A 14,382-nucleotide genomic window follows, 5' to 3' on the forward strand; every position below is an offset into this window, starting at 1 on the left:
TACCTCATACGATCCTGAATACTGAGACTTGATCTATACGAATTGCACGCCGCCATGTTATGCTGAAGCAAAGCGTTATCACTCGATCTCAATCGTCGGTTGCTACACAGATCCAGAGAATGCTGAACGTAATTAAGCTTTCCGTCTAAATTTAAGGCCATGCTTAATTATAAGGCAAACATCTGAGATATCTGCTGTCTTTGTGCGCGATACTTACACGAGAGAAAAGTGTTGTATGGTAATTAAATCATAGATTCAAGTTATCAACGATTACTTGCTTAATACGGCACGCAATCTGCTTAATTTGTATTTCATAGATATCAGATTTACAGCAATTCCGTCTTAAAAGGCTCGTTGAGGAATCGTTAGATGAGGTTAGCTCCCTATCAGTACAGTGATATTTTTGATGAGATGTTTGCCCCCGATGGCTCTCCCCGCGCCAGTGGGAAGCTGTTTGTAGAACGCCTGCAGAACCTCACCGAAGGCAGCCTGCAGCAACGCCAGAAAGCCGCAGACATCTCACTGCAGAATATGGGGATTACATTTAATGTCTACGGACACGAAGCGGGCACTGAAAAAGTCTGGCCCTTCGATTTGCTCCCCCGGATTATCGATGCCGATGAATGGAAGACCATTGAAAGCGGTTTAAAGCAGCGTATTCATGCTTTAAATCTGTTTATCGATGATATCTACAACGACTGCAAAATTATCAAGGATGGAGCCGTTCCCGCAGAACTGGTCCAGACTTCTAAAACACTCCGGGCACAATGTAAAGGCTTTCATCCTCCCCAGGGGGTCTGGTGCCACATCACCGGCGTCGACCTGATCCGCGATCAGGACGGACAGATCTACGTTCTCGAAGACAATCTGAGATGCCCCTCCGGTGTTTCCTATGTCCTGGAAAACCGGGAACTGATGAAACGCACCTTTGCCCCGGTCTTCCAGGGGATGTCAGTCGCTCCCATTGAAGACTATAACGAACAGTTACTCAAAACCCTGTTGGACTGTGCCCCGGAAGGCGTGAATGATCCGACCGCGGTCGTGCTCACACCAGGCATTTACAATTCAGCTTACTTTGAACATACCTTCCTCGCCCAGCAGATGGGTGTCGAACTCGTTCAGGGCCCGGACCTGGTCGTGGAAAACGGATACGTTTTTATGAAGACCACCAAGGGACTGCGTCGGGTCGACGTCATCTACCGTCGCATTGACGATGACTTTCTGGACCCGAAAAATTTCCGCCCCGATTCAGCGCTAGGCGTCGATCACCTGATGGATGTCTGCCGGGCCGGTCGAGTCACACTGGCCAATGCCCCCGGTACCGGAGTGGCAGACGACAAAGCCGTCTATGCTTATGTGCCCGACATTATCAAATACTACCTGGGAGAAGAAACAATCCTCCCCAACGTGCCGACCTATTTATGTTCCGACGCCAGACAGCGTGAGCATGTTCTCAGCAATCTTGATAAACTCGTGGTGAAACCAACCAACGAATCCGGGGGTTATGGAATTCTGATGGGGCCGCATTCTTCCCAGGAAGAACGAGACAAAACCGCTGCCGCCATTCGATCCAATCCGCGCGAGTGGATTGCCCAGCCAATGCTGAAACTGTCGACGGTTCCCACACTGGTGGGCGATGAACTTCGACCACGACACGTTGACCTGAGACCTTTTGTCCTCTGTGGAAAAGAAATTTACGTGATGCCAGGCGGATTAACACGTGTTGCTCTGCGAGAAGGATCAATGATCGTCAACTCGTCACAAGGGGGTGGCAGTAAAGACACCTGGATCCTGCGTAATGGTCACTCTCATCCTGAGACAAACCATGCGTCAGCAGCTTTGGAGAAGTTTTAATGCTCAGTCGCGTTGCGAGTTCTGTTTACTGGTTAAGTCGTTATGTTGAGCGTGCTGAGAATGTGGCGCGGTTTATTGACGTCAATTATAATCTGACCCTGGGTGAATCCGATACGCTCGGCGACCAGTGGGCGCCCCTGGTTTATACCACCGGCGATCAGGTTCCTTACGAGGAACGCTACGGTGCACCGAATCGGGATAACGTCCTGAAGTTTCTGCTGTTCGATGAAAAAAATTCAAACTCTATTTTATCCTGTGTCTCCTATGCACGGGAGAATGCCAGAACCATTCGTGAAATCATTCCAGCCGTAATGTGGGAACAACTCAACCAGTTTTATTTCATGGTACGTTCGGCAGCGACGAATCCTGCGACTCTGGATCAGCCTCAGGAGTTCTGCGAACGGGTCAGACTGGCCAGCCACATGCTGGTGGGTGCCACGGAAGCAACCATGTCGCGTGGCGAGGCCTGGCATTTTTCACGCGTGGGACGGCTGATTGAACGCGGCGATAAAACTTCACGGATTGTCGATGTACAATACTATATCTTGCTGCCGGACGCCCGGGATGTCGGCAGCGCTCTGGACGTGGTCCGCTGGTCAGCCCTGCTCAGGTCAGCCAGCGCGTTGGCCATGTATCGACGGCAATACGGCAAAATTACGCCGGACAGTGTTGCCAACTTTTTAATTCTGGATACTCAGTTCCCTCGGGCAATGCACTTCTGCCTGAGAAAAGCTCAGGAGTCGTTGCGCTGTATCACGGGGAGTCACGCCGGAACCTTTCAGAATCTGGCAGAACAGCGGATGGGCCTGTTGTGTTCCAATATGGACTACACCAGCGTCGAGGATATTATTCAGCAGGGATTGCACCAGTATATTGACGGCTTTCAGAATCAGTTGAACTCAGTCGGCGAAGCGATTCATGAAGATTTCTTCATCTCGCAGCAGGCAGTGAGTCAGAGTCAAACTCAAACTGCTAACGAAAACAGCCAGTCTCAAACCAGTTAAGCACTCATTTATTATATTCCTGCACTTTTATCCTTCTTCTACGATTGATTGAACATCATGATCCGCGTCGCATTGAACCACAAGTCGATCTACCACTACGATCGTTACGTCGAGCTGGCTCCACAACTGGTTCGCCTCCGCCCTGCTCCTCACTGCCGGACTCCGATTCGCAGTTACTCGTTGCGAGTCACTCCCGTCCAGCATTTTGTCAACTGGCTGCAGGATCCACACAGCAACCATCTGGCGCGACTCGTCTTTCCGGAAAAGACCAACATGCTGCAGGTCGAAGTGGATCTCGTTGCTGAAATGACCGTGATTAATCCCTTCGATTTCTTCCTGGAACCCCAGGCAACCAACTACCCGTTCGAATACGAGCCGAGCCTTAGTAAGGATCTCCAGCCATTTCTGGATAAGATTGAACCAGGTCCGGAATTCACTGCTCTGCTCGCATCGATCGATCGTACTGAAATCAAGACCATTGATTTTCTAGTCGGTATGAACCAACGCCTGCAGAACATGATCAGCTACGTTATCCGTATGGAACACGGCGTCCAATCCCCCGAAGCAACCCTGAAGCTGGGCAGTGGTTCCTGCCGCGACAGTGCCTGGCTGCTCGTGCAGTTGTTCCGGCATCTGGGACTGGCAGCACGTTTTGTCTCCGGATACCTGATTCAATTGAAACCCGATATTGAATCACTGGATGGCCCTTCTGGCGCTTCAGAAGATTTTACCGACCTGCATGCCTGGACCGAGGTCTTTCTGCCCGGTGCCGGCTGGATTGGCCTCGACCCGACTTCCGGATTATTTGCAGGGGAAGGACACATTCCCCTCGCGTGTACTCCGGAACCACTCAACGCGGCCCCCATCTCGGGAACCGTCGAAAAATGTGAAGTCACCTTTCACCACGAAATGTCAGTCTCACGCGTTCATGAAGATCCCCGCATCACCAAACCTTATACAGATGAAGTCTGGGAACGGATCGACAGCATCGGACATCAGGTCGACAAGGCATTAGAAGCGGGAGACGTCCGCCTGACCATGGGAGGGGAACCAACGTTTGTTTCCATCGATGATATGGACGGGGACGAATGGAAAACAGCGGCTGTCGGCCCCACAAAACGTGGTCTCGCTGGAAATCTGATTGAATTGCTGCGCCAGCGTTTTGCTCCCGAGGGAATGATTCATTACGGCCAGGGAAAATGGTATCCCGGCGAATCGTTACCACGCTGGGCGCTAACCTGCATGTGGCGAACCGATGGACAGCCTATCTGGAATGACCCCATGCTGCTGGCAGCTCCGGAAGAAAATTATGACCACGAGATCGAACACGCGCAGCTGTTTTCCACGACGCTGGCAAAGCGTCTGGGAGTCAACCCTGATTATGTAGCCACCGCTTACGAAGATGCGATGTATTACATGTGGAAAGAGCGTCGACTGGCCGTTAACACCGACGTGATGAACTCCGATCTGGTGGACGAGGAAGAACGAATCCGTCTCGCACGCGTTTTTGAACGCGGTCTGGGAGCCCCCGTGGGCTGCATGTTACCCCTGATGCATCAGTGGTGGCATGAGAAACCTCGCTGGATGAGTGGTGCCTGGCCCGTACGTTCGGAACAACTGTTTTTAATTCCAGGCGATTCCCCCATGGGACTGCGTCTCCCTCTGGATTCACTGCCAGCTGCCAAACCAGGCGAATACACACCGACACCAGTTGTCCCCTTTGAAGCCACCGGTGATCTCCCTGAATATGATCAACTGCGACAGCAGTCTGCACATCACCAGGCCGCGCAGCATGTTACAGGCAACGTACAGCAGCAGGTGCTGCAACGGGTCGGCGCAGGTGGAGGCTTCGAATCACTGGACCAGGATCTCGATCAGGAGCCCGAAGCAGAAGCAACGCCCATCGAACCAGATGTGATTCGCACGGCGATGTGTTTCGAAGCGCGTGACGGCGTATTGTATATCTTTATGCCGCCTGTGGATCATCTGGAAAGCTACCTGGAACTACTGACGAAAATTGAGCAGACGGCAGCCGAGCTGGAAATTCCTGTCATCGTAGAAGGCTACCTGCCTCCCAACGACTACCGGCTCCAGCATATCAAAGCCACTCCAGATCCGGGCGTGATTGAAGTCAACGTACATCCTGCTAAAAGCTGGCAGGAACTGGTGGATATCACATCCGGAGTTTATGCGGACGCGCGCCAGTCTCGACTCGGCACAGAACAGTTTGATCTGGATGGGACCCATAACGGAACCGGCGGAGGCAATCACTTTGTGATGGGCTCCTACACGCCGCATGACAGCCCATTTTTACGACGTCCGGATCTGCTGAAAAGCCTGCTCGCTTACTGGCATAACCATCCCTCATTATCCTACTTCTTCTCGGGCCGCTTTATAGGGCCAACCAGCCAGGCGCCGCGGGTTGATGAAGGCCGCTGTGATGCGATCTATGAACTACAGATTGCCTTCGAGCAGATTCCTGAAAAAGGTGAGTGTCCTCCGTGGCTGGTTGACCGGGTATTCCGTCATCTGCTGGTGGACCTGACGGGAAATACACACCGGGCAGAATTCTGTATCGATAAGCTCTATTCGCCGGACAGTTCCACAGGCCGACTGGGTCTTGTGGAATTTCGCGGATTTGAAATGCCTCCCCACTGGCAGATGAGCCTGACACAACAACTACTTCTGCGGGCACTCGTCGCCCGCTTCTGGAACAAACCTTATCAAGTTGACCTGGTGGACTGGAACACATCCATTCACGATCGCTGGCTCCTGCCCCATTTTATCCAGCAGGATTTCGAAGACATTATTTCGGAATTAAATGAAGCAGGCTTTGACCTGGATGCCAGCTGGTTTGGACCACACTACGAATTTCGTTTTCCCCATATCGGCGAAATGCAATACCGGGGGATTCATGTAGATTTGAGAACGGCTATTGAACCATGGTATGTTCTTGGAGAAGAACCCGCCGGGGGTGCGACCGCCCGCTTCGTGGATTCTTCCGTCCAGCGTTTGCAGGTGAAAGTCCAGGGGATGTCCAACGGAAGGCACATTCTGCTATGCAATGGTCGCAAGATTCCCCTGCATGCCACGGGTACGGAAGGTGAATTTGTCGCTGGCGTCAGGTACCGGGCCTGGCAGCCACCCAGTTGCCTGCACCCCACGATTCCTGTCGACGAACCATTGGTATTCGATCTGGTGGACACCTGGGGAAATCGTTCAATTGGTGGCTGTACGTACCATGTCGGACATCCCGGCGGACTCAATCCGGGAACGTTCCCGGTGAACGCTTACGAAGCGGAAAGCCGCCGCGCTGGACGATTTTTTAAGATGGGACACACCGGAGGAACCAGTTCCATTCCTGAAGATGAAAAAAATGCCATGTTTCCGCTGACACTTGATCTTCGCCGAAACCGGGGCATGGTGTAAGATTACTCTAACTGAGTATAGGGTTTAGGAAGAAACCGGTTCCTGCTTTATTGGGAATTTGCCGCTTGCCTGACAACTGCATCCAGTCCGGATGCAGTCATACCCACTATTGAACCATCGCATCACCTTTAGGAATACTGTAAACCGTGTCCACACCGCCGCTCTCTGTGAACAACATTTTCCAGGGTTACACTCCTCCTGGAGGAGCGTACGATGAGTTCCTGCTGGACTCGGGGCAACCACGCCCCAACGTGAAGCAGTTCCTGGATACGATTGTGAAAATCGGTCGGGAGGAATTTGAACATCGCTGGCAACAGGCACAACGCACTGTCCAGGCAAACGATTTTGCCTATAGTGGTGTCGTGACCCCCAAAGACCAACCCCGCCCGTGGGAGTTGGATGCGATTCCATTTCTGATTTCGTCTGCCGAATGGGAAACAGTTTCCATTGCTCTGAAACAAAGAGCCCATTTACTGAACCTGATTCTGAAAGACCTGTACGGCAAACAGACTCTGCTGAAACAGGGGGATCTGCCAGCGGAACTGGTGTACTCCCACCCTGGATTTTTGCGGGCCTACCATCGGGACCAGTTGCGCAATGAATGTTTCCTGCACTTTTACGCTGCTGATCTGGCCCGCTCTCCTAATGGGAAGTGGTGGGTACTGGCAGACCGGACCGAAGCCGCTTCCGGAATTGGCTTCGCGCTGGAAAACCGCATTCTGACATCACGTATGTTCCCGGAACTGTTCCAGCAGTGTAACGTCGAACGGCTGGCCCCGTTCTTTATCGCTGCCCAGGAAACACTTCGCAAGTTGGCACCACAGAGCCTGGAGAATCCGCGTGTCGTGCTGCTCAGTCATGGCCCGACCAGCCCAAATTATTTTGAGGACGCTTACCTGGCGCGTTACCTGGGTTATACGCTCGTGGAAGGGGGAGACCTTGCTGTCCGCAAAAACCAGGTGATGCTGAAAACACTCGGCGGACTGATCCCCGTCGATGTCATTTTCCGTCGCCAGAACAGTCGCGATTGTGATCCGCTGGAAATGAAATACTCTAACTCCCGGCTCGGCGTCTCCGGACTTACGCAGTCTGCCCGCTCCGGCCAGGTAGGCATTGCCAATGCGCTGGGCAGCGGCCTGGTAGAATCCGTCGCCTTCATGGCGTTTATGCCTCACCTGTGTAAAGCGCTCTTAGGTACAGAATTGCTCATGCCCGGTGTTGCTTCCTGGTGGTGTGGTGACCCGGAGCAGCTAAACTACGTGCTGAAGAATCTGGAGAAGCTCACCATTTATCCCGCGTTTCGGATTCGCGGTAAAGACAATCCTTCGGTCGAGTCACTCAATCAGATGTCACCGAAGAAACTCACAGAACTGATTAAATCTCATCCTTCCGGATTTGCTGCCCAGGAGAAAGTTATCCGCTCCAGTGTTCCCATCTGGCGCGGACAAATCCAGCCTGCACATCTTTCATTGCGTGCATATGCTGTTTCCAGCGGTGACAGTTATACGGTGATGCAAGGCGCACTCGGGCGCACTTCAACCAGTCTTGATCCCCTGGAAGTATCCATTCGCAAAGGGGAAGGCAGTAAAGATGCCTGGATCCTCTCAGATGAACCTGTCGAACATGTCACATTATTGCATGAACAGGGCCGAACCATCTCACTCAAACGCAGTGGTTCAGAATTACCCAGTCGCGCCGCAGATAATATATTCTGGCTGGGGCGACAACAGGAACGGGCAGAAGCACTGGCACGATTATTACGTAGCATTGTTAATCGACTCAGTGGGGAAACTCGTTCTACCAGCGATCTGGAAGTCCCGGTGCTCCTCCGCTGCCTTGCTGATCAGGGACAGATTGAACCGGGCTATGCCATTGAGAAAATGCGCAACCAATTGCCCCCTATAGAGCATGTTATACCAACGGCAGTCTTCGATAAATCACATTCAAGTTCACTCCGCTCGATCGTGGATGAACTGTTCCGACTGGGCTCCATTGTGCGCGACCGGATCTCACTTGATACCTGGCGCATTATCCGCCGCATTGACAAAGGTTTCCAGCCCCCCCGCTACGGAACAACCAACCTGTCTGACGTGCTCACAGTTACCGATGACCTGATTACTGAACTGGCCGCCTTTAGCGGAATCGTCATGGAAAGCATGACGCGTACCCAGGCGTTTCGCTTTCTCGAACTGGGACGGCGTGTTGAGCGTTCACTGCAGATTATCAGCCTGGTTAAAAATTCGTTCGTGCCGATGCCTGAAGTCCAGAGTCCGATCTTCGAAACGGTGCTGGAAGTTGCCGACAGCCTGATGACTTACCGTTCCCGTTACCTGTCAAACCTGCAGTTGGCGGCGGTACTCGATTTATTACTGACTGATGAATCGAATCCACGATCACTGGTATTCCAGTTCATGCAACTGGCCAAGCATGTAGAACGACTGCCCCGTAATCGTGAGTTACCCGGATATACTTCCGAGCAGAGACTCGTCATGACACTGCTGCATTCCGTTCGCATGCTGGATATTCAGGAAATCGCTGATACGCACTGCCTGGGAGATTATGAACCCCTGGAAAAACTGATTGAAACCTGGGATTACCAGTTGCCTAAACTGTCTGAAGCAATTTCACACCGGTACCTTGTACACGCTGTTCCCTCTCATCAACTCTCAGACATCAGCCCGCAATGAAATACAAAATCACTCACACCACGAAGTACGCTTATTCCCAGGCGGTTCCGGTCTGCCACAACCTGGTGCACCTGGCGCCACGAGCGTTACCCTGTCAGATGTGTAACGAATTTCAATTGCTGATCCACCCGGAGCCTTTCAGTATTACGCATCGCAAGGACTACTTTGGAAACGATGTCTCTTATTTCTCAATCGATCAGGCCCACCTTGGACTAAGCGTCTCTGCAACAAGCCAGGTCTCTGTGATGGCGTGCCCGCTCATTAACGCCGCTGAAACGCCCTCCTGGGAAAACATCGTCCAGCAATTGAAAGAGGAACACTCTGCCGGAGTACTCGACGCGTATCAGTTCATCTTCGATTCTCCGGGGGTGAAACTGTTTCCCGACTTAATAGAATACGCGAAGGTTTCCTTTCAGGATAACCGCCCGATCCTGGAAGCAGTCCTGGATCTGACTACCCGCATCAATGAAGAATTTAAATACGACCCCCGGGCCACCAATGTGAATACGGAAATCAGCGAAGTCTTCGAGAAACAGCATGGCGTCTGCCAGGACTTTGCTCATTTCCAGATCGGCTGCCTGCGTGCGCTGGGCCTGGCAGCCCGCTATGTCAGTGGATATCTGCGAACCAATCCTCCGCCGGGCAAGCCGCGGCTGGTCGGTGCGGATGCTTCGCATGCCTGGCTCTCTGTGTACTGTGGAGAAAAAACAGGCTGGATTGACGTCGATCCCACAAATAACGTACAGACTTCAGCCGATCATATTACAGTCGCCTGGGGAAGAGACTATTACGATGTCTGCCCGATCCAGGGGACAATTGTCGGCGGAGGCGAGCATCGGATGACGGTCTCTGTCGACGTCGCGCCGGAAGAACCACAGCCAGACCAACCGACTGCCAATGACAACGGAAACCCAATCTGAGTCATTCAGGATTTCAAACCTGTCAAAGTCCCGCTACTGGAACCAAACTGGTCCGATTCGACTCCCAGCCGCTGCAACATGCTGACATAAAGATTGCATAACGGTGAATTCTGCTCCCGGTTGAACGCCAGATGCTGACCATGCCGAAATCCGCCTCCCGCCAGCAGGATGGGCAGATTGGTATTGTCGTGTGTATTGGCGTCCCCCATATTACTGCCATACAGGACCATCGTATTATCCAGCAGACGCCCTGATTCCCCTTGCACTTCCGTCAGTCTCTCAAATAACTGACGCAGGAGGTTCATTTGTCGCCGGTCCGCTTTTTCCAACTGGGCCAGATGATTCTGACGCATGCCATGATGGCTGAGGGTATGATAACCCGTGCTGCTTTTTTCATCATTCTGCAATTGAAAGACAGGAGTCGCGAAGGCATCTACCATTAAAGTCACAATCCGGGTCGAGTCAGACTGCAGCGCGAGTGACGCCATCAGCAGCATCTGCTCGAACTTATCAAACAGCAAGGCCCGATCGACGATATCACGCGGAAGTTCCTGTGCTATCTGTGGTTTCGGGCTCTGCTCCCATTCGCCTGCCGTTAACAGTCTCTGCTCCAGTTCACGGATCGAAGTAAAATACTGATCGAGTCGCCTGCGATCATTCAGTCCCAGTGATTTGCTGTATCTCTGAGTTGAATCACTGACAGCATCCAGAATACTCCCACGGCGTTTCAGCGCCTGCAGGCGCTGCTTCACCTTCGCATCGCTCCCCTGAATAAACATCTTGCGAAACAGGCGGGCGGGGCTGTCTTCTGCAGGCAGCAACACGCCATCCCGAGTCCACGACAGACTCCGGTTCGCTTTATCAATATTCACGCCCAGATTCAACGTGGCAAACCGAGTCTGGCGGCCCAGGTGCTCTGCCGCGTATTGATCGAGTGAAATCGTATTGCGAAACCCACTGCTCGTGGGATGCCTGGCACCGGTCAGAAAACAGTTTTCGGTCGAATGCCCGCCTTCGCACGCCGGATGAGAAAGACCGCTGAAAACCGAAAAATCTTTCGCATACGCCTTCAATTCATTCAGATAGGGAGACAGCTTATAGTCTGCACCCGATGTTTCCGGGAAGAATGGCTCAGGAAGTACTCCCAGGTTATTCGAAATCAACAGCATCCGCTTCGGAGTAGTTTCGTCATCAGAGGAAACAGGCTTTGTTTGAGCCCTGCATTCCAGTAACGGCAATGCCAGCGCGACCCCCGCACCGCGCAGAAAATGGCGACGCGTCAGTGTTGTTGTTGAATGTGTCAGTTGATGTTTCATCATCATGGATTACTCGTAAGTCAGGATGTTGTCTTATTCGATTTCAATCAGTCCGAACGCTCGCTTCCTGGGGAAGTGGACTCCCCAGAAAAATCGGGCTGCGCACCAGAGATTCCAACAGGTCGCGCGTTCGATAGCCCTGCGGCTGGCATTCATTCAGAATCGCTTCCACTACAGGTCGATCGGAGAACCGGACGGGAGTCCCCGTCGCATACACAACCAGTTGCTGCACCAGGTTACGTGCCAGTTGCCTCGGTTCCGTGACAAGCAGTTGCTTCAGTTCCTGAATATTTTTAAATGCGCTCCCATCACGCAGTGTTCCGCTGGAATCGGTCGGCCCGGCGACAAAATAAATATAATCATGTCCGGCACGATCAATGCCGGTCACTTTTTCGCCTTTTGCCAGACTGCGATAGCGGGTACGAAACGCTCCCATAACATCAAAATCTTCCAATGCAAAACCGACCGGGTCAAAACGGGCATGACAGGTGGCACAAGACGGATCCTTTGTATGCAGCGCCAGCTGTTCGCGAATCGTAGTGGCACCGCGGATGTCTGGTTCGACCGCGGGAACAGTCGGTGGAGGCGGGGGTGGAGGATTCCCCATAATCCGTTCCATGATCCAGGCGCCGCGAATGACAGGAGAAGTCGTGGTGCCATTCGCGGTCACTTTCAGAAGCGCAGCCTGTGTCAGTAATCCGCCGTATAAACTTGCATCAGGAAGAGAAACTTTCCGCATCCGTGAACCACTGACGGGCGGCAGTCCGTAATGCCGGGCAAGTCGATCATTCACAAACACAAAGTCGGCATCGACCAGGTCAGTGACGGGCAGATTCTCCTCAATCATCACCGTTACAAACGCACGGGTTTCTGCCGCCATCGATTCAATCAGATAGTCATCAAACCGATATTCCGGATACAGGCGGCTGTCCGGTTCATCGCGGCGAATGTCTTTCAGGGAAAGCCAGTAATCGGTCAGATTTGTCACAAAGTTCTTTGCAGAATCTGCTTCCAGTAATCGACGCGTCTGCTGAATCAGAATGTCCGGATTTAATAATTGCTTCTGCTCAGCAAGCTGATTCAGTTCGTCATCCGGGCGTGTGTTGCCCAGAAAATGCGACAACCGGGAAGCAATCGCATACTGACGCTGGGGAGAGTCAGATCGCGGTTCCGGTAGAAACAGAAACTGCCCCGAACACAAAAATGCCGTATAACCGGTCAGTAATGCTTCTGCCAGCGGAGTACCTGCCTGGAGCTCGTCTGACACTAACTGTTCGTAGATTTTGATTACATCTTCAGAGGTTGGCTCACGCTCAGTCAGTCGAATAAAACGTCGCAGCAGTCGTTGCGCATCCTGTTTCGGCTGAGTCGAAATCAGTTCAACAGCCAGCGTGCCTTCCTCCGTCGTTCGAATCGGTAATGTTCCATACAACCGTTGATGCGAAGGGGGAGGCCAAGCTTCAGAGTCCAGGGGCCCCGTAATTTCCAGCCATTGAAAGGCCACACCCGGATGACCTCCATCTGGCATTGGAGGAAAATCATAATATAAAGGCGCATTCGGTGGATTGATGGCACGGGGAACCGGCAGTCCCAGCAGACTGTACTCGAACGTTTCATTCTGCTTGAGACGAATCGTGGTTTCGTAGATACCGGTTTCTGGTTGAATATCGAAAGTCTCTCCCGTCGCACGAACGTCACCCGAGACATCGGCACCGGAACGCTTCCGCGCACGGAAATTCATTGCAATCGAATTCCAGGCCGGTCGGAGACTGAAGTCCCTTAGCTGCCTGACGGCTCGTGCTGAAAAGCGAATGCGATAAGCGCCCGGTTCTCTGGCTTTGAAGACATCGGGATAACCGTAATACGGCCAGGAGGCCGAGCGAAAAATCGCCAGCTCCATCTGGGGGTCGTGTGTGTTCTCCTTGCGCATCCGAGCCAGATCACCGCCTGACAGCGGAACCATCTGGGAATCCTTCGCGTAGAACATTGCTTCGCGACCACCAAATGTCTGAGCTGTTAAAAACATCCGCGTGGCAGGCAGACGGTGATGCTCCTGTTTCCGTGGCTTCATTCCCGTAGCGATCGCCTGTCGCAATGCCTGGTCCGCAGCATCAAGATACGCGTCCAACTGAATCCGGGACATGTCCAGAACTTCTGAAACTTTATTGCAATGGTGTAACTCACGATCCTCGGGTAGCAGATCGCGAATATCAAGATGCGGCAATGCCAGCACATCTCTTAGATTCTGCTCATACTCGTCTCGCGTCAGCCGACGTAATGGACCTCGTCCCAGGAGCGTCACCTCGGCAGCATCTGCAGTCTGCAGTGCTTGAGACAAAGTTTTCAGCAGGATTTCACGATCGGCTTGAGCCAGATCATCCTGATTGGGAGGCATCTCTCCTGCGGCAATCCGGTCGTATGCCTGGATCCAGCGCTGACGCAATCGATGATCATCCAGTCTCCAGCCGAGCTGCTGCAGATTCAAACGCCCCTCCGCAAGATCGTCATTATGACAGTCCAGGCAGGTTTTCTGCAGCAACTGTCGAATCATTTGTTCCGTGTTTGACACGGAACTTTCTTGACCCTGCGCGTGAGCTTCGGAAAAAGATATAAAAAACAGGCACAGTAGTGATAAACAGACGATGAATTTCCATTGTCCGCTATCAGAACAATCGCTCGCCGGATCATTGGGAAATGGAGGTAAGATCAATTTCTCCTCGCTCTGGCTTCTATTCAGAATGACTCGTAACTCCATCAATCACTTCCCGGACTTTTGAGCGCTGGAATCCAGTTCGAAGTCTAACTGTATATTCTGAGCCGAGGTTACTTCAGCCGTCAACTGGCTGTTTTCGTTATAAATCGCAGGGAGATACTGTTCGGTCTCTATAATATCGTACTTCTCGTAAGGTTTCCCTGTCCAGCGGGAAGCATGAATTTCAACCTGTTTCTCACCTACTGGCACAATAACAACGTACTTACCGTTTTGAATTTTCCCTTGTGCGGAATGAGTGGTGTTATCTGCGGAAATAAATGTGATTGTACCCTCAGGCAGTGGTTCTCCATCCAACTTGATGAAACCACTGACTTCAGACTCATTGGAACCGGTTCCCTGAAAACATCCCTGTATTGACAGAGCTAACAATATAAAGCAAAAAATCAATCTCATGGGTCA

8 protein-coding genes are annotated in these 14,382 nt (G+C 52.3%); 5 read left to right on the plus strand and 3 right to left on the minus strand.

Features of this window, described 5'->3' with window-relative positions; all coding sequences use genetic code 11:
* Nucleotides 1–369: 369 nt before the first annotated feature.
* The 5 genes from ACN0YH_RS08535 to ACN0YH_RS08555 all read left to right on the plus strand — a co-directional run bounded on the left by ACN0YH_RS08535 (nucleotide 370) and on the right by ACN0YH_RS08555 (nucleotide 9,894).
* Nucleotides 370–1,854 (plus strand): circularly permuted type 2 ATP-grasp protein, encoded by a 1,485-nt coding sequence (locus tag ACN0YH_RS08535; RefSeq protein ID WP_417379146.1) that lies wholly within the window; start codon nucleotides 370–372, stop codon nucleotides 1,852–1,854.
* Entirely contained in the window at nucleotides 1,854–2,858 is a 1,005-nt protein-coding gene (locus ACN0YH_RS08540) for an alpha-E domain-containing protein (protein ID WP_417379147.1), read from the plus strand. The genes ACN0YH_RS08535 and ACN0YH_RS08540 overlap by 1 nt, the downstream gene beginning before the upstream one ends.
* 57 nt (nucleotides 2,859–2,915) lie before the next feature.
* On the plus strand, nucleotides 2,916–6,287 hold the full coding sequence (locus ACN0YH_RS08545) for a DUF2126 domain-containing protein (protein WP_417379148.1): 3,372 nt from the start codon (nucleotides 2,916–2,918) through the stop codon (nucleotides 6,285–6,287).
* A gap of 146 nt (nucleotides 6,288–6,433) precedes the next feature.
* On the plus strand, nucleotides 6,434–8,974 hold the full coding sequence (locus tag ACN0YH_RS08550; protein ID WP_417379149.1) for a circularly permuted type 2 ATP-grasp protein: 2,541 nt from the start codon (nucleotides 6,434–6,436) through the stop codon (nucleotides 8,972–8,974).
* Complete coding sequence (locus ACN0YH_RS08555; RefSeq protein WP_417379150.1) at nucleotides 8,971–9,894, plus strand: transglutaminase family protein; 924 nt, start codon at nucleotides 8,971–8,973, stop codon at nucleotides 9,892–9,894. Before ACN0YH_RS08550 ends, ACN0YH_RS08555 begins: the two co-directional genes overlap by 4 nt.
* Nucleotides 9,895–9,899: 5 nt before the next feature.
* Here ACN0YH_RS08555 and ACN0YH_RS08560 read toward each other — a convergent pair whose 3' ends face one another.
* The 3 genes from ACN0YH_RS08560 to ACN0YH_RS08570 all read right to left on the minus strand — a co-directional run bounded on the left by ACN0YH_RS08560 (nucleotide 9,900) and on the right by ACN0YH_RS08570 (nucleotide 14,376).
* Nucleotides 9,900–11,216, minus strand: a complete 1,317-nt coding sequence (locus ACN0YH_RS08560) for a DUF1552 domain-containing protein (protein ID WP_417379151.1) — start codon at nucleotides 11,214–11,216, stop codon at nucleotides 9,900–9,902.
* Between the two features lie 37 nt (nucleotides 11,217–11,253).
* Nucleotides 11,254–13,779: a DUF1592 domain-containing protein gene (locus tag ACN0YH_RS08565; protein ID WP_417379152.1), complete on the minus strand. Its 2,526-nt coding sequence runs from the start codon at nucleotides 13,777–13,779 to the stop codon at nucleotides 11,254–11,256.
* A 189-nt stretch (nucleotides 13,780–13,968) separates the two neighbouring features.
* Nucleotides 13,969–14,376, minus strand: a complete 408-nt coding sequence (locus ACN0YH_RS08570; protein WP_417379153.1) for a hypothetical protein — start codon at nucleotides 14,374–14,376, stop codon at nucleotides 13,969–13,971.
* Nucleotides 14,377–14,382: the final 6 nt, after the last annotated feature.

Source organism: Gimesia sp. (assembly GCF_048262075.1).
Taxonomy (GTDB): Bacteria; Planctomycetota; Planctomycetia; order Planctomycetales; family Planctomycetaceae; genus Gimesia.